At 42.1% G+C, this 17,199-nt stretch carries 17 protein-coding genes; 11 read left to right on the forward strand and 6 right to left on the reverse strand.

Annotation, left to right across the window (positions count from 1 at the left end):
* Positions 1–49: 49 nt before the first annotated feature.
* Positions 50–943 (forward strand): hypothetical protein, encoded by an 894-nt coding sequence (locus tag Q0L00_RS13860; RefSeq protein WP_297337480.1) that lies wholly within the window; start codon positions 50–52, stop codon positions 941–943.
* On the opposite strand, the gene Q0L00_RS13865 is transcribed toward Q0L00_RS13860, so the two are convergent.
* Both Q0L00_RS13865 and dusB read right to left on the reverse strand, forming a co-directional pair.
* Positions 944–1,837 carry a DMT family transporter gene (locus tag Q0L00_RS13865; RefSeq protein ID WP_297337481.1) on the reverse strand — a complete coding sequence of 298 codons (894 nt, stop codon included), beginning with the start codon at positions 1,835–1,837 and terminating at the stop codon, positions 944–946.
* A 111-nt stretch (positions 1,838–1,948) separates the two neighbouring features.
* Positions 1,949–2,938 (reverse strand): tRNA dihydrouridine synthase DusB, encoded by a 990-nt coding sequence (gene dusB, locus Q0L00_RS13870; RefSeq protein WP_297337482.1) that lies wholly within the window; start codon positions 2,936–2,938, stop codon positions 1,949–1,951.
* A gap of 37 nt (positions 2,939–2,975) precedes the next feature.
* On the opposite strand from dusB, the gene Q0L00_RS13875 reads away from it, so the two are divergent.
* From Q0L00_RS13875 to Q0L00_RS13900, 6 genes are all read left to right on the forward strand, one after another.
* Entirely contained in the window at positions 2,976–3,920 is a 945-nt protein-coding gene (locus tag Q0L00_RS13875; protein ID WP_297337483.1) for a CPBP family intramembrane glutamic endopeptidase, read from the forward strand.
* Positions 3,904–4,110: a DUF2007 domain-containing protein gene (locus tag Q0L00_RS13880; protein ID WP_297337484.1), complete on the forward strand. Its 207-nt coding sequence runs from the start codon at positions 3,904–3,906 to the stop codon at positions 4,108–4,110. The genes Q0L00_RS13875 and Q0L00_RS13880 overlap by 17 nt, the downstream gene beginning before the upstream one ends.
* On the forward strand, positions 4,094–4,933 hold the full coding sequence (locus tag Q0L00_RS13885) for a phosphatidate cytidylyltransferase (protein ID WP_297337485.1): 840 nt from the start codon (positions 4,094–4,096) through the stop codon (positions 4,931–4,933). Before Q0L00_RS13880 ends, Q0L00_RS13885 begins: the two co-directional genes overlap by 17 nt.
* 70 nt (positions 4,934–5,003) lie before the next feature.
* Positions 5,004–6,281 carry a Glu/Leu/Phe/Val dehydrogenase gene (locus Q0L00_RS13890; RefSeq protein ID WP_297337486.1) on the forward strand — a complete coding sequence of 426 codons (1,278 nt, stop codon included), beginning with the start codon at positions 5,004–5,006 and terminating at the stop codon, positions 6,279–6,281.
* Positions 6,282–6,356: 75 nt separating this feature from the next.
* Positions 6,357–7,019: a phosphatidylserine decarboxylase family protein gene (locus Q0L00_RS13895; protein ID WP_297337487.1), complete on the forward strand. Its 663-nt coding sequence runs from the start codon at positions 6,357–6,359 to the stop codon at positions 7,017–7,019.
* A gap of 68 nt (positions 7,020–7,087) precedes the next feature.
* Entirely contained in the window at positions 7,088–7,597 is a 510-nt protein-coding gene (locus Q0L00_RS13900) for a hypothetical protein (protein ID WP_297337488.1), read from the forward strand.
* On the opposite strand, the gene Q0L00_RS13905 is transcribed toward Q0L00_RS13900, so the two are convergent.
* The 4 genes from Q0L00_RS13905 to Q0L00_RS13920 form a co-directional block, all read right to left on the reverse strand.
* Positions 7,594–8,064, reverse strand: a complete 471-nt coding sequence (locus tag Q0L00_RS13905) for a Clp protease ClpB (RefSeq protein ID WP_297337489.1) — start codon at positions 8,062–8,064, stop codon at positions 7,594–7,596. The genes Q0L00_RS13900 and Q0L00_RS13905 overlap by 4 nt on opposite strands.
* A 68-nt stretch (positions 8,065–8,132) precedes the next feature.
* Positions 8,133–8,837, reverse strand: a complete 705-nt coding sequence (mnmD, locus tag Q0L00_RS13910; protein ID WP_297337490.1) for a tRNA (5-methylaminomethyl-2-thiouridine)(34)-methyltransferase MnmD — start codon at positions 8,835–8,837, stop codon at positions 8,133–8,135.
* Positions 8,834–9,316, reverse strand: a complete 483-nt coding sequence (gene ispF / locus Q0L00_RS13915; protein WP_297337491.1) for a 2-C-methyl-D-erythritol 2,4-cyclodiphosphate synthase — start codon at positions 9,314–9,316, stop codon at positions 8,834–8,836. Before ispF ends, mnmD begins: the two co-directional genes overlap by 4 nt.
* Complete coding sequence (locus Q0L00_RS13920; protein ID WP_297337519.1) at positions 9,313–10,554, reverse strand: pitrilysin family protein; 1,242 nt, start codon at positions 10,552–10,554, stop codon at positions 9,313–9,315. The genes ispF and Q0L00_RS13920 overlap by 4 nt, the downstream gene beginning before the upstream one ends.
* Positions 10,555–10,753: 199 nt before the next feature.
* On the opposite strand from Q0L00_RS13920, the gene bshC reads away from it, so the two are divergent.
* From bshC to Q0L00_RS13940, 4 genes are all read left to right on the forward strand, one after another.
* A complete protein-coding gene (gene bshC, locus Q0L00_RS13925; RefSeq protein ID WP_297337492.1) occupies positions 10,754–12,313 on the forward strand; it encodes a bacillithiol biosynthesis cysteine-adding enzyme BshC in 1,560 nt (519 codons plus the stop codon).
* 2 nt (positions 12,314–12,315) lie between these two features.
* A complete protein-coding gene (locus Q0L00_RS13930; RefSeq protein ID WP_297337493.1) occupies positions 12,316–12,882 on the forward strand; it encodes a 5-formyltetrahydrofolate cyclo-ligase in 567 nt (188 codons plus the stop codon).
* 24 nt (positions 12,883–12,906) lie between these two features.
* On the forward strand, positions 12,907–13,404 hold the full coding sequence (locus Q0L00_RS13935) for a hypothetical protein (protein WP_297337494.1): 498 nt from the start codon (positions 12,907–12,909) through the stop codon (positions 13,402–13,404).
* A gap of 578 nt (positions 13,405–13,982) precedes the next feature.
* A complete protein-coding gene (locus tag Q0L00_RS13940; protein ID WP_297337495.1) occupies positions 13,983–17,189 on the forward strand; it encodes a SusC/RagA family TonB-linked outer membrane protein in 3,207 nt (1,068 codons plus the stop codon).
* Positions 17,190–17,199: the final 10 nt, after the last annotated feature.

Below are 17,199 nucleotides of genomic sequence, written 5' to 3' on the forward strand. Positions count from 1 at the left end.
TGGATTGGTAGTTACCTGTCTATATTTTTAGCTAAAATATCAAATTATCATGAAGTCTTTTTTTTCACTTGTTTTAATTTTCATTTCTCTTCATTCCTTTGCCCAAATCCAAGTTGAAAGTGAACGGGATAACGAAGGAAATGTGATCATCACTGCGACAAATACGAGTTCGATTCCTTACACGCTGCAGTTTGATTTTTCCAATTTACAGAATCTGACTCCTGTGGGCGGAAGTAGTCCAATAGGCATTGCAAACCCAGGTACGAGCCGAGTAGCTACTCTTAAGCGAGTAAGTTCTTCTCAAAGCACTAATTTTTCCTTCCGATATGCCTATATCAAAGGGAATATTTATGGAAAGCGAACAAAGGAACCCATTTACCTAATACCACTTCCGGCGGGCACCCAAGTCAGGGGTGTTTCAATGACTCACATAGAAAACCGCCTCCAGCCCGATGAGCAAAATGATGCGCATGTTGGTGTGTCCTTTTTTATGCCTGAGGAGCTGACCATCCTGGCCCCGAGGAAAGGCTACATTTCGGATATGAAGATGGATTATACGGCTGGGAAAAATGACCTGGATTTTTCCAGGTCAGAGAATTTTATTGAGATTTATCATCAGGACGGTACCCTTACCCAACTCAAAGTTTTGAAAGCCAATTCTCAATTGGTAAAAATCGGTCAGGAGGTTTTTCCAGGCGATCCCCTCGCTGTTTCGGCGGGAGAAAATTACCAAAATGGCAGACATATCCGCGTAATTTGTACCCGAGTAAGCAAAAACAGTCAAGGGAAAATCTATGCTGAAATTTTCCCGTCAACCTTTGTCATCGAAGAAAATTTCAGCACGCTAAGTAAACCAGTTGAGGCTACCGTGACGCATCCTGAGGAGGTGATTACTATGGAAATGAGCAAACGAGAGTTGAAAAATAGAAGTAAAGCGAACTGATTATTTTTTGCGATTGCCTATCCAAACTCCAAAAATTACCGCTGCGATACCTAGGTAGTGTCCTAAGAGCAGAACTTCCCCATCCCAAACTCCCCACAGGATAGCGACAATGGGAATAAGGTAGGTCACCGAACTTGCAAAAACCGGACTTGCCACTTTGACCATCATGTTAAATAAAATTAGGGCCAGTGCAGTTCCCAAGACACCCAACAAGGTCACGTAACCTAACGCGCGCCATGCCCCATCTACTGCGGCTAATTTGTAGGCAAACTGAGTTCCTGCCATCAGATAAATCAAGGCAACGGGAAGGACCATCAGCAGAGAAATGGCGGTGATTTCCACGGGCTTGAGTTCGACAAACCGGTATTTGATCAGATTGAGGTTAAAGCCATAACATAAACAGGCCAACAGTACAAAAAACGCGTAAGTATTAATATCCCCGAAACCACCAAACCCGTTTCCTTCTTTTACCATCACCAGTACGATCACCCCTAGAAATGCGATCAATAGCCCCAAAGCATTCCTTCGGGTGATTCTGGCTTTGAAGAAAACTGCTCCGACCATAACTACAAAAAGTGGAGTCAAGGCATTGAGTACTCCAGTGAGTGAACTGCTGAGTTGGGTTTGAGCTTTCGCAAATAAAAAAGCAGGAATAAAGCTGCCTACCAATCCAACCAAAATCAAGTTTTGGACTTGCTGACTTTTTAGAAATTTGACCCTAGGAAGTGAAAGGGGCAAAAGAAAGGTCGCTGCAGCTACAATCCGGTATGCTCCTAGTTCACCGGGCGAAAAGACTCCCAAGCCACGTTTGATCAAAATAAAAGAGCTTCCCCAAATCAGGGCAAGGATGATCAGAAATCCCCAGTTTTTAGCGGTATTCTCAGAGCTGTGCATGGCTTGGGTTGACTATTCGAGAGCTTTGTAAAAGAAAGCGCAAAGAAGAATAAAAGTTTTCTAAAAAAAGACCTCAGGTAATAATTCCTGAGGTTTGGTCATTAGCTGATTTTAAAATTCATAATCCGCATAAATATGGGCCACTTGATCTAGGATTTCACAGACCTGTTCATAGGTTTCTGCAGTGACCATTTCGGTTCGGAATGGTTTGAAATTGGGCATCCCTCTGAAGTAATTGGTATAGTGTCGACGCATCTCCAGAATTCCCAGCTTTTCCCCTTTCCACTCTACCGAAAAGTCCAAATGTTTTTTTGCTATGGCGATCCGCTCCTCCAAGTCTGGTCCCGGAAGTTTTTCTCCCGTCAAGAGGTAGTGTTTGATTTCATTGAAAATCCAAGGATAACCAATGGATGCTCTTCCAATCATCATGCCGTCTACGTGGTACTTTGCCTTGTATTCAGCTGCTTTTTCAGGGGAGTCGATGTCTCCATTGCCAAAAACAGGGATATGAAGTCTTGGATTTTCTTTGACCAGATTAAGATAAGACCAATCAGCCTCTCCTTTGTACATCTGCTGTCGAGTTCGAGCATGAATCGAAATGGCTTGAATTCCCACATCTTGAAGTCTCTCGGCAACTTCTACGATGCGGATGGTATCCTGTGACCAGCCTAGACGGGTTTTCACGGTCACGGGAATATTGACAGCCTTGACGATTTCAGCGGTCATGGAGACCATTTTTTCGATATCCAGTAAGATTCCTGCACCCGCCCCTTTGCAGGCAACTTTGTGTACGGGACAGCCATAATTTATGTCTAAAATATCCGGTCCAGCCTCCTTGGCGATAGCAGCTGCCTCCCGCATGGATTCAATTTCGTTTCCAAAAATCTGAATTCCAATGGGGCGCTCATAGTCAAAAATATCCAACTTCTGCACACTTTTGGCCGCATCCCGTATCAGTCCCTCCGAACTGATAAACTCGGTGTACATTAAATCCGCACCATTTTGTTTGCAAACTGCACGAAAGGGAGGATCACTCACATCTTCCATGGGTGCCAGCAAAAGGGGGAACTCTCCTAACTCTAACTTTCCGATCTTTACCACTGCTTATTCTAAATTTGGCGTAAATTTACGCTCAAATATGGAGATTTACGAAACCCAATCCGAAATAGCCAAAAGAAAGAATTGGCTTTTGTCACTGGTAGTCACAGTTTTAGTTGCATTTGGAGTCCTGATTCTGCTTCAGGGGATAGCTTTAGCACTGACCCCATTTTTGTTCAATATGGAGTTTAATGAGGTCCTAGGCTTGTTTTCAGGAGATTATTCTGTTCCCAATGGCCGAATGGCCATGCTTTTTGTGCAGGGAGTTGGTTCTGGTATTGGATTTTGGGTGGCAGCTTGGATTTTAATCCGTTGGATCGATCGAGCTGATCTAAAATGGGGAATTCAATTGAAACGTTATGATTCCAAAAAAATGGGGTTGACCGTGTTAATCACTTTAGGAGCCATGTTTTTTAATGCTTTGCTGGTGTATTGGAATTCGCAAATGAGTTTGCCCGGTTTTATGTCTGGACTGGAAGGTTGGATGAAAGCGATGGAAGATCAGTTGATGGAAATGACCAAGTTTCTGACCGATTTTCAATCCATTCCCGAATTGTTTATGGGAGTGCTCGTGATTGGAGTATTGGCAGGCATTGGAGAAGAAGTGTTCTTTAGAGGGTTTTTGCAGCCTAAAATGCATCGATATACTGGATCTGTCCATTTGGGGATATGGCTTACCGCAATTATTTTTTCTGCGATTCATGTGCAGTTTTATGGGTTTTTCCCCCGGATGTTTTTAGGGGCGCTGTTTGGATATTTATATGTGTACTCCGGGAGTTTAACCTATCCGATATTGGCTCATATTTTCAATAATTCCTTTACCGTAATTTTGGTTTATGCAGCGGGTCAGGGGATGGTTGACTTTGATATCGAATCAAGTGATTCCTTTTCCTACCCGCTTTCAATTTTGGGATTTTTGGTTCTTTTGGGAGGAATCTATTACTTTAAGAGAAACAAGCCTCAAGAATATGAACGATTGGATTAAAGTTTTTGAAAGTCCTCAGCAAATCCGCTGCGAAATTGTCAGGGGCGTGTTGGAAGAGCATGGAATTGCTGCGGTAGTTTTAAGCAAAAAAGAGGTAGCTTATCAATTTTTGGGTCAATATGAAGTTTTGGTGAATGAAGTATCCATCGAAGAAGCCAATAATCTGATCAAGAATGAGATCTCGTTTTAATATCAACAACTACAGCAACTTGGGTCAGCGGGCCATTACTGCGGCAGTGGGTGCGGTGGTGGTGATTTCTTCAATCCTATTTTCCGACTGGACTTATTTTTTGGTATTTGCTGCAATTTTGGGCTTTGCTCAAATGGAATTTTACAAGCTTTGTGGCTTAGATGGTATGTTGCCGCTAAAAAGTTTTGGAACCATTTTAGGCCTGATGATTTTTTCTTTGACCTTCTTGATTGAAAAGGAGCAATTTCCCAATGAATATTTGTATCTGATCTTCCCGATTGTCTCACTAACCTTCTTTATCAAACTTTACAAAAAAACAGATAAAAAGCCCTTTACGGGGGTGGCTTTTACCTACCTGGGGATATTCTACGTAGCGGTTCCTTTTTCGCTCATCAATCTGGCGGTTTTTTCAGTAGATCAGACCTATCATTATGAAATTATCTTAGGCTGTTTATTGATTTTGTGGGCTAGTGATACCGGAGCCTATTTTGCAGGAACCAAGTTTGGAAAGACCAAGTTATTTGAGCGGGTATCTCCCAAAAAATCCTGGGAAGGTTTCCTGGGGGGAGCTTTCTCTGCGATAGCTGTGGCATTTTTGGTGGCACGATATTTTCACACCATACAGGATTGGAAGTGGTTGGTTATCGCAGGAATTATTATCATCGCGGGTACCTATGGAGATCTCATTGAATCCTTGTTTAAGCGTTCGATCGAGATCAAAGACTCCGGTCAGGGATTGCCAGGTCATGGAGGATTTATGGATCGATTTGACGGATTGTTATTATCGGCACCTTTTATTACCGCTTTTTTGAAAATCTTCTAATTCTATCCTGCCTTATCTGAAAAACTACTTAATTTCGCATTGCATTTCACTACTCAAATAAAAACCCAATATGGCTTACATTGAACCGGCTCCAATTAAGGATAAAGAAAATCCTTTGGAGTCAATGATGGAACGATTCAACATTGCAGCGGAAAAGCTGGGACTTTCGGATGAAGTTTACAATGTTTTGAAGAATCCGGCAAAGCAAGTGATCGTTTCGCTTCCGATAACGATGGATAATGGTAAAATTCAAGTTTTTGAAGGTATCCGAGTAATTCATTCCAATATTCTTGGCCCGGCCAAAGGCGGAATTCGTTTTGCCCCGGATGTGCACATTGATGAGGTTCGCGCACTTGCCGCTTGGATGACTTGGAAATGTGCCGTAGTGGATATTCCCTATGGTGGAGGAAAGGGTGGGGTGCGATGCAATCCCCGTGAAATGTCCAAAGGTGAAATCGAGCGATTGATGAGAGCCTATACCATGGCAATGATAGACGTTTTTGGTCCGGATAAAGATATTCCAGCTCCTGATATGGGAACTGGTCCCCGTGAAATGGCCTGGTTGATGGATGAATATTCCAGGGCAAGAGGGATGACCGTAAATTCAGTCGTGACAGGTAAGCCTTTGGTTCTGGGAGGTTCTTTAGGGCGAACGGAAGCAACCGGACGAGGCGTAATGGTATCAGCGCTTGCTGCAATGCAGAAGCTTAAAATCAATCCATTCCAAGCCACCTGTGCTGTCCAGGGCTTTGGAAACGTAGGGTCTTGGGCCGCTCGATTACTGGAGGAAAGAGGGCTTAAAATTGTGGCTATTTCAGACCATACAGGCGCATTTTACAATGAAAATGGCATCAATATCCTAGAAGCAATCGAATATCGCGACACAAACAATGGAACCTTAGATGGATTTAAAGGTGCTGACCGATTGGATGATCCAGGAGAACTTTTGGAATTGGATGTGGATGTGCTGGTTCCTGCAGCTGTGGAAGATGTGATTACTGTTCGGAATGTGGATAAAATTAAAGCCAAACTGATCGTAGAAGGAGCTAATGGACCGACTTCTGCCAAAGCAGATGCGATCATCAATGAAAAAGGAATTATGGCTGTTCCTGATATTTTGGCTAATGCAGGCGGAGTGACCGTGTCCTATTTTGAGTGGGTACAAAACCGTCTCGGCTACAAGTGGACTGCTGACCGAGTCAACAGACGATCTGACCGAATCATGAAAGATGCCTTTGAGCATGTCTATGAAGCTTCCAAAAAATACGATGTGCCCATGCGGATAGCAGCCTACATCGTGGCCATCGATAAAGTGGCCAAAACTTATACCTTCCGGGGAGGATTCTAATCGGGAAGCATTCGAAAGAATACCTTATCTTTGAGGCGTGAAAGTGATTTCACGCCTTTTCTTATTTATCTGCTTATGACTATTCACCGCGAAGGACGTGTTTTGTTGTTTTGGCTGATGATCATTTTGGTTGCCGGCAATTACCTACTGTATTATTTTTTACCCGATGAGCGGCTTTGGCTTAATGTCAGCATGCTTGCTAGTATTATTTTTTATTTATTGATTCTCCAGTTTTTTAGAAATCCGATCATACAGCTGCCCAATGAGGAGGGAGTGATTTTTGCTCCTGCTGATGGGAAAATTGTGGTCATTGAGGAGGCTTATGAGGATGAATATTTGAAGGAAAAGCGAAAGCAAATCTCGATTTTCATGTCTCCGGTCAATGTACATATCAACCGATCTCCGATTAAAGGGGTCGTGGAATTTTTCAAATATCATCCCGGTAAATACTTAGTGGCTTGGCATCCGAAATCAAGTACGGAAAACGAGCGAACCACTATGGTTTTAAAGACAGAAAATGGAGTCAAAATTCTTGTCCGTCAAATAGCAGGGGCATTGGCAAGAAGGATCAAATGGTATGTAAAGGAAGGCTCAATTTTGGAGCAGGGAGGAGAGTTTGGCTTTATTAAATTCGGCTCACGGGTGGATGTTTACCTTCCCCTGGATGCAGAAATTCTCTGTGAGATGGATCAAAAAACGAAGGCTGGAAAAACGCGATTGGCACGATTGAAAAATTAAAATTTGAGGAGAATGTATCGTTTTAGAAGTGAGTTGCGTAATACGTAATGTCAACCAATTATTCGTTTATGAAAACTTTTCAATCCTTTGCGCTCGTATTTCTACTTTTCGGTTTGTTCTCTTGCCAAGAAGATGAGCTGCCGAGATCTCCTTTACTGGGAACCTGGGAACACCGAACTTTTGACCAAACTCATCAACTTTGGTTTGTGGAGTCTTTGACTTTCAGGAATGACAGCATCATGGGTGTTGAACACACGGTGAGAGAAACAGAAACTGGCCCGACACTAGGCTACCGAATGATCTCCGAAGGTTGGTACAATTTGAAAGGGAATACCTTTCAATATTATTACTCCGATGCATTAATTTATTTTGGGGAAGGATCAGACTCAGATGTGCTTCCCTACGCTCCCAAAGAAGAATTGAGTGCTGGGATTGTAGATTTCTTTAGAATACCAAAAGGAGATTTAATTTTTTCTCAGGATAATAGAAAATTCGAATTTCAGGAGGAATGTTTGCGAGCAAATTCTGAGGGTGATTGTACGGAGTTTCCACTCAGAGAGTATATTCGGATTAATTAAGTGTTTTTTCTATTTCTGTAGATTCCATAACCCAGCCCTACTGTACTGAGGAACAATATCAGCGTACTCCATTCAAAGGTTCTTCTTGAGGAGGATATTTTCTCTATGGTTTTGTCGCGCTCATTTAGGGCTCGCTTGAGTGCTTGTACATCCTGCTCCAGACTTAAGGTAATTGTTTTGTAATCATCCTTTTCCTGGCCGATGACCGCAGTTTCGATTCTTCCGCTGAGTTTGAGTTCTTCAATGATTTGGGTGTCTTTGGCTAAAATTCGTTTGAGCCATTCATTCGTCTCTGTCATGTCTTTTTTGGTGCGATTACCAAAAATGCCTGATTTTTTTGATTCAGAAGACTGCCATTGCTTCATCAATATTTCCCGTTCGTTAACCAGTTTTTCCAGTTTAGCGCCACCTAATTTTTCTTCCTGAAATGGACTGAAAAACAAGAGTAAAATCAATAAAAACGTCATGGTTGTTCTTTTTGGGGAAGAAAAACAAATCCTAAGCCAAGCTTAGGATTTTGCAATAAAAACTAAAATTATCCCCTCGGATGGATTGGATTGATCTTCCAAGCTCTGGTCATTTCTTTTTTGCCGGGAGGGCCGGGAGGGTTTTCTACAAAAAGTCCCAGTTCTTTCAGATCCCGTTTGAATTGCCCCATGGCCGAATAGGTGGTAAGTACTCCCCCCGGTCTTAGGGCATCGGTTACTTTTCGAATCGAATCGATATGCCAAAGTTCGGGCTGCTTACTTGGAGCAAAGGCATCGAAGAAAACTACATCCGATTGATAAAGTTGTGCATCCTCTAGGGGGACTTGATCTTTTTTGAAATTGAAATATTCCGAAATCGGACCGCCTTGATTCCAAGCTATCTCATGGAGGGCTTGAAAATACTTGTGGTAGTGCCAAATCGCATCATTTTGATCAATATAATTGAGCTGAGAATAGATGTCTTTTGAAATCGGAAACGGCTCAATCGTATGATAGAGCACAGGGATTTGATTTTGCTCTGCCCAAACCAAGGTTAGCCAGGCGTTTAACCCGGTGCCAAAACCGACTTCAAATATACGGATCGGGTATTTTTTGGGATTTTGCGCAAGCCAAGAATCAAGCCCGTAAATCAAAAACACATGGAGGGATTCTCGGTACGCGCCGTGAAAACTGTGGTAGCTCTCCTTCAGTTCCTCATGGTAAAGAGAGTGTGAGCCATCTTCTGTGGTGATGATCTTTAGCGGCATGGTCATGGCTTATAAATTAAGGCGGTACAATAGGCTGAAACGCCTTCTTCTCGACCCACAAAACCAAGCCATTCGGTGGTGGTAGCTTTGATGGATAGTTGGTCCTCGCTTACCTTCATTACCTCGGCTAGGCAAGTTTTCATTGCGGGAATGTGGGGGTTGATTTTAGGGTTTTGTAGGCAAAGGGTACTATCGAGATTTCCGATTTCAAAACCTGCATTTCGGAGTAATTTCATGACCTCTTTTAGCAAAATTTTACTGTCGATTCCCTTGTATTTGGGATCTTTGTCTGAAAAATGATAGCCAATATCCCGCATGTTCGCTGCCCCAAGTAAGGCGTCACAAATGACGTGAATCAACACATCTGCATCCGAATGCCCCACTGCTCCTTTTTCATGGTCGAGTTTGATTCCCCCGAGCCAAAAATCGTAACCCGCTTTGAGTTGATGGACGTCATATCCAAATCCTATTCGAAATGTGTTCATGAGTGCTTGGGTTGATAGTACAAGACAGAAGCTTGATTTTCCCGGATCAATTGATCAGCCCAGGTTTTAACTTCTTCTGCTGTGATTTTTGATTTTGTTTGGTATTCTCTCCAGTACAGATCGGGATGACCCAGATTAGCATAAAATGCCAAATTCATCACCCGGTTGATTAGCTGAATGGATTCATAGGTTTTCATGGCTTCACCTTGATTTTTGACTTTTTCGAGCTCATGCCCGGCGACTCCTTTTGTCAAAAACTCACCAACTACTTCATCCAGTGCTTTTTCGGCTTCCCTGGCATCGATGCCACTTTCCATTTTCCCAGAAAAAACCAATAATCCCGGGTCAATAGAACCCAAAACATAGGCACCCACCGAGGCGAAGAGTTTTCCAGACTTGACCAATCGTTGCTCTAAAATAGAAGATTTTCCAAATCCCAAAACATCAGAAATCAAGTCCGCTTGTAGATAGCCAGGTTCGTTTTTTCCGGGCATTTTATACGCCTTATACAGAGCAGCGGTGGGTACGGGATAAAAGACCTCTTTTTCTCGCTTGCTTTCCTGAGTGGGTTCTTTCAAAACCGAACGTGCGTGTATTTGGATTGGTGGAATAGGACCAAACCACTTTTCGGCTAGTATCTTTACCTGTTCTGTGTTTACGGCTCCACCTACGACTAAAATAGCGTTGTTCGGGCCATAATTTTTCTGATAAAAATCCCATACATCGTCTTGGGAATAGCCTTCGATGTCGGCAAGTTTTTCGCCGATGGTCGGCCACCTGTAAGGATGTGTCCGATAAGCTAAATCGCGGAGGTGATGCCAAATATCTCCGTAGGGCTGGTTGAGGTAGCGCTGTTTATACTCTTCAATAACGACTTTTCGCTGGGTTTCTATGGTTTTTTCACTCAAGGTAAGCTGAAGCATGCGATCTGATTCCAGCCAAAAAGCCGTTTCCAAATTGGCTGCAGGTAAACTCATGTAATAATTGGTAATGTCTGGACTCGTAAAAGCATTACAGCTCCCTCCAACCCGCTCCAGTTCCCGATCAAATACGGGGACATTTTTGGACGAACCAAACATCAAGTGTTCAAAAAAGTGCGCCAAGCCGGTTTTTCCGGGAACTTCATTTTTAGAACCTACTTTGTACAAAAGATTGAAAACGGCCATTTTGCTGCTGGAGTCTTCATGGACAATCACTTCGAGTCCATTCTCCAGAAAAAAGCGTTGGTAGGGTAACATCATAGGGGGCAAAGCTAAGTTTTTTGAAATTAAGCATGCTGAAAAAGAAATGCGTTTCTGGCTCTTTTGTTCCAAAAATATGGGATTTGTCATTTATTTTTTCCCGTTGGTGGAAGATTCCCGATTTTTAAGAAAAAAGTCGAACTTTGGTCAAAACCAAAAAGTTTGAAGCTAAGACCATCATCCTCCCCCTATTCGCATGAAGAAGCACTTGATTGACTTTGAGAAAACCGGCCAATTTTCCTCGTTTTTTCTGGATTACATCCAGGGTAAGGAAGAACTCAGGCCGTTTTATCGTCATTTGCCAAAACTCGGGAGTTTTCCGGATGCGATAAAGGAGAAAAAATTTACTTCTCAAAACCGAATGATTCTCTGTCGAAGTCTTGAAAATCAATATGAGGGTATTTCTCTTTTTGAAGCAGAAAAAAAGCAGCTCTCCCGACTGGCTTCCGAAAATACATTTACCGTTACCACAGGGCATCAGCTTAATCTTTTTACTGGGCCGCTTTATTTTATATACAAAATCGTCTCTACGATAAATTTAGCTGAAAAACTCAACCACGAATACTCCGACTACCACTTTGTCCCCATGTATTGGATGGCATCTGAGGACCATGATTTTGACGAGATTAATTATTTTAAACTGGATGGAAAAAAATACCGCTGGCAAAGTGATCAGGCCGGGGCAGTGGGAGATTTTAAATTGGATGAATCGTTTAAGGAATTTCTAAAGACGGTTTCTTTTGCACCAGAGGTTTTTAGGAATGCCTATTCGAATTCAAAAACACTCAAAGAAGCGGTTAGGAAATATATCCATGAATTGTTCGGCGAAAAAGGATTGCTCATCATTGACGGACATGACCTTCCCCTCAAAGCAGAGTTTAAGGAAGTGATGAAGGAGGATCTATTGAATCACGGTCCTTACAAAGCGGCTATCCAAAAGACCGAATCCCTGGAATCTCTTGGTTACGGAGGTCAAATTTTTCCCAGGGAGATTAATTTTTTCTATTTGAAAGAAGGCATTCGTGAACGGATTGAAAAACGGAAAGATCGGTATTATGTCTTGAATTCTGATTGGACCTTTTCTAAGGAAGAATTGAATTTGGAAATCGAAAACCATCCCGAGCGATTCAGTCCTAATGTGGTGCTGAGACCGTTATATCAAGAAATGATTCTACCCAACATAGCTTATTTGGGGGGACCAGCTGAAGTGGTATATTGGTTGCAGTTGCGCGGTGTTTTTGAGTTGTTTCAGGAAGCATTTCCCATTCTTTTACCTCGAAATTTTGCTTTAATTCTAGGCACTGAAATTCAGCGAAAAATTCAACAATTGGAATTCACTCCTGAGGACCTCTTTGGGGATATGGATCGCTGGAGGAGGGATTTTGTCTGCAAACACGCTCAGGAAGACTTGGCAATGACTGTGGAGCGGGAGGCGATCGAATCCTTGTTTGATGCCCGAGGTGAAAGTGCTGCGCTGTTGGAAAAAAGTTTGAAAGAGTCTTTTGAGGCAGCCAAAGTGCGAGCCTTTAAAATTTTGGACCAGATGGGGAATAAAATCCGAAAAGCAGAGGAGCGAAAGCAAAAAGTTATGCTGGATCGATCTGTCGCAGTAGAAGAATACATCAAACCGGACGGATCTCCTCAAGAGCGGGTGGTAAATATGATGCAATTTTATTTGGCAGATGAGCAGCTGATCGAAAAATTACAAGCAAGTTTTGATCCTTTGGACTTTAGAATGGTGGTTTTGGAATATTGACTATGGATAAAACGGAAGTCCGTAAAAAATACACCCTTCAGCGCGCGATGCTTTCCGGGCAAGACCGGGCGGCCAGGAACAAAAGAATTCAGGAAAAAGTTTTTGATTTTTTGAATAAACGACCTGATGTCAGTGGGATTCATATTTTTTTGCCCATTGAGCGACAAGTGGAAGTAGATACGCTGCCAATTCTTCAGTTTCTTTGGGATAAAGGCTTGATGCTTTTCACTTCTAAAGTAAAGCGGGGAAGCTTGGAGATGGAAGTATTGACGATTCCACGGGGGGTGAAATTGATCCCAGATCATTGGGGAATTCCGATTCCTGAAACCTTTGATGTGGTGGGTATTGAGGCCATCGATTTGGTATTTGTCCCTTTGCTCGCCTATGATTTAGAAGGGGGAAGAATTGGTTTTGGAAAAGGTTATTATGATGTGTTTTTAGCAAAATTAAGCCCAAAGGTCTTAAAAATCGGTTTAAGCTTTTTCCCCCCAGAGGATCGGCTTCCTAAAGAATCACATGATATTTCTCTGGACTATTGTATAAGCCCGGAAAAAGTTTTTACTTTTTGACCAAATTGTGAAAAATCAAGCTTTATGAAACGAGTTTTATATCTATCATTTGCAGTCAGTTTCCTTATTTTTTGGAATAGCCAAGAGGCAAAAGCTCAAGTAGGCGCATACAACACGATGGTTGGAGTCACCGGTGGCACCAATGTAGGAGGCACCGTAAAGCAATTTATTTCTGAGCAGGGGGCTATTGATCTTTTGGTTTACAATCGCTGGAAAGGCTGGGTTGGAGCTCTGTTATATGAGCATCACATGGACATTCGGGAGTTTGAAGGGTTGGAATGGTATTTAGGGGGAGGAGCGCATTACGGGATATGGAAGGATGGTAAAGGAGAACCACCTTGGGTGTATAAAATTGATCAGGATTATCAAGTATTTGGGGTAGATGCGATCGTGGGGCTAGAATATAATATTAATCGAAGTAATTTTTATGTAGGTTTTTACTGGAAACCCGCATATAATTTTGAAGACTTTACTACACTTTGGGAAGATGAGGCAGCCTTTACTTTAAGATATTCCTTTTAAATTGGTAATAATGGTTAGAAATGAGCCCAAAAATTCTGATTTTTTCAATGAATTGCGATTTTACTGTTTGAATTTTTATCAGGATTGAGAAAAATTTAATTTTTTTTCAAAAAAGATCTTTTTGAGAGGTTGAATTACAAAATTTTTTTTGTTAAAAACACCTTCTTCTTAGATGAAATTTTATATTTTCAAGTAAGATGTAAATTTTGGTAAATGAAATAAAGATATACCAAGGAAAATTTTTTTTTGAAATAATTTACGATTCTCCTTAATACAGAATAATATTCTGTGAAAGTTAAATTATAAGGATGATTCAGTTAATTTTTGTTAATAATCCAGTTTATTCAGAATAATCAATTACTCTCGCCGTTTAAACAAACTTTTAACCGCCTGCCTGCAAAAAATCTTAATAAAGTAATATAGGGGTAACATGATATAACTTAATCAATTTTTTATCTAAAAAAATATAAATAAAAATATAAAAATTAGTATTAAAAATATTTTTTTGAGAATATGAGCTCATTTTGAAATTCAATTGAAAGGGATTTTATTTACGTATCAACTAAACTAAATACCTTATGAGAAAAGCTTTACTCTTTGTTGTTGCGCTTTTCACCCTGACACTCAGTTATGAGGTGTCTGCGCAGCAGCGGGTAATTACCGGAACGGTAATTTCCGACGAAGATGGACTAGGCTTGCCAGGTGCAACTGTCCTCGTAAAAGGTACGACAGTGGGTACTACCACCGATTTGGATGGTAATTACTCTCTTGAAGTACCTGCGGGTTCTGATGTCCTGATTTTCTCTTTTGTGGGCCTAGAGCCTAAAGAAGAGGTGATCGGAAATCGAACCGTGATCAATGTTACCCTTACCGCCGATGCGGCTCAACTATCCGAGGTGGTAGTAACAGCGATTGGGATCGAAAGGGAAAAGAAAGCCTTGGGTTATGGAGTTACCTCTGTGGGTAGCGAGCAACTCGAGAATCGTCCAGAGCAAGACGTTGCCCGCGTATTGCAAGGAAAGGTGCCGGGTGTTAACATTACTTCCACTAACGGGATGTCAGGTTCGGGAACGAACATGGTGATCAGAGGGTATTCCTCTGCAACCGGTTCCAATCAGCCTTTATTCGTTGTGGATGGAGTGCCATTTAACACCAGTACTAATGCTGAGAATGGATTTACTACAGGTGGAGCGACGACCTCCTCTCGTTTCTTGGATATTGACCCGAATAATATCGAGTCCATGTCAGTGTTGAAAGGCTTGTCTGCTACGGTTCTTTACGGTGACCAAGGACGAAATGGTGTAATTTTAATTACCACCAAGTCTGGTGCATCTAAAAGAAAAGCTGCCGAAGTAACCATCAATCAATCTGTATTTACCAATGAGGCAGCTTCTTTGCCTACCTACGGTCAAATTTACGGTAATGGATTTCAGCAGGCACCAGGATTCTTCTTTTCCAATTTTGGACCAAGAATGGATCAGGGATTAACTGTTAATCATCCTTATGCTACCTCATCCCTTGCATCTATCCGAAATGCATTCCCTGAGTTCTTCAATGCGGATGGGACTCCAGTTCAATATGAATACAAGGCTTATGCTGATCCCTCTGAAGTGTTCTTCCGTCAGGGACTAATCAGCAATACTTCGATTCAGGTTGCTGGGGGGTCGGATAACACCAGTTACAATGCAAGTTTCGGATACACTGATGAGGAAGGCTTTACTCCAGGAAATGAACTGAAGAAATACAATTTTGGGTTGGGAATCAATTCAGCAGTAACTGAAAAATTATCCGTTAAATCTTCGTTTACTTTTGCGATTACCGATCTACAGTCGCCACCTGTTAATGCGGCCTTTGGTTCAGGTCCATCCGGAGGTATTCCTTCAGTTTTTGCCCACGTGTTATATACTCCTAGATCTGTGGATTTGGGGGGATTGCCTTGGGAAAATCCAGTTGACAGAAGTTCTGTTTATTACAGAGGCGGGAATGATATCGTCAACCCCATCTGGTTGGTGAATAATTATCAAAACACTTCTGATGTTCAGCGTTTCTTTAATTCAACTTCCATCAATTACGATATTAATGATGATTTCTTTATCACCTATCGAATTGGACTGGATACCTACACCGAATTGCAGGAAGCGCGATACAATAGAGGGGGGCCTTCTTCAAGTTTGGCTACCCAAACGGGTTATTACCGATCTACCAATATTACCAATACCATCTGGAACCAAGATTTAATCATCAATTGGAGTAAGGAATTCTCCGATGATTTTGGGATGACAGCGTTGATTGGTGGAAACTCCCGCTATGATACGTATCGTCAAAACGGAGTAGCTTCTCAGGGGCAATTAGCTTTTGATTTGTTCCGTCACTCTAACTTTGCCCAATCCTCTTCCAATGACGCCTATACTGGTAATAACCTCAATAGAACACAGGAGGAGCGAAGAATGGGGGTTTATGCCAATGTGACCTTGGATTATAAAAATTACCTGTATTTGAATCTTTCGGCCCGAAATGACTGGACTTCTACTGTAGAACCAGAAAATAGAAGAATCCTGTATCCGGGAGCTTCGGTTTCCTTTATTCCTGCTTCGGCCTTTGATTGGAATTCCAATGTGGTCAATGATTTGAAAATTCGATTAGGGTATGGTACCTCAGCAGGATTCCCATCTCCCTACCGGACACGAAATATTCTTGCCCAAAGCGCTAGAGCTTTTGATCGCGACGGTGCCGTGACAGCTACTCACTCCGTTTCCAATTTATTGGGAAATGCAAATTTGAAGCCTGAGCTGCATGAAGAGACTGAATTGGGAATCGAGGCGGTGATGTTTAATAATAAGTTGACTTTTGATCTTTCGTTGTATCAAAAGAATACCCAAGACTTGATTACGCAAGCTCCAATTGATCCCTCTACTGGATTTACATCCACTGCGATTAACATTGGTAAGATCAGAACTCGCGGTGTAGAATTCCAGGCAACGGTAACTCCAGTATCTACGGCTTCAGGATTCCTTTGGAACTCCACGGTTAACTGGGGATTGTATCGCTCAGTGACTGTTGAGCTAGGTGGTGGACTGGAGGAAATCGTAGTAGCAGGATTTACAACCTTAGGTAATTTTGCGATCCCTGGAGAGCCTTTTAACATTATTAAAGGGATTGGTTTTGAACGTGATGAGCAGACTGGACAACCCATTATATTGTCAAATGGTCTTCAAAAGCCAGCGGCAGATCTACAGATTCTTGGTGATCCCAATCCACGATGGAATGGATCCTGGATCAATTCGTTCTCATATAAGGGATTCACGCTTTCTGCCATGATGGAATACCGTCATAAGGGAGCTATTTTCTCCAATACGGTAACGGCCACCTTGGCTCGAGGGGTAACCAAAGATCCAGTTGCCGATCGCGAGTTGACCTTTATTATGCCGGGCGTGAAAGAGGATGGTACTCCTAATGACATCCAAATCACCGCATCGGATTACTTCTTTGCCGGATATCAGGGAGCCACTGATGAGCCTAATGTATTTGATGGCTCCATGATCCGATTGAGAGAAGTTTCACTTGGATATGCCTTGCCTTCTAGCTTGGTCTCTAAGACTCCTTTTAAGAGAGCTTCTCTTGCCCTTAGCGGGACCAACCTTTGGTTTCTCGCGTTAAATTTCCCGCCAAACATGAATTACGATACCGATGTGTTGGGAACTGGTGTAGGGAATGGTTTAGGATTTGACTTCGTAACTGGACCTAGCTCCAGAAGATTTGGTGGAACCTTAACATTGGCATTCTAAACCACAAACA

The organism is Algoriphagus sp. (assembly GCF_024305035.1).
Lineage (GTDB): Bacteria > Bacteroidota > Bacteroidia > Cytophagales > Cyclobacteriaceae > Algoriphagus.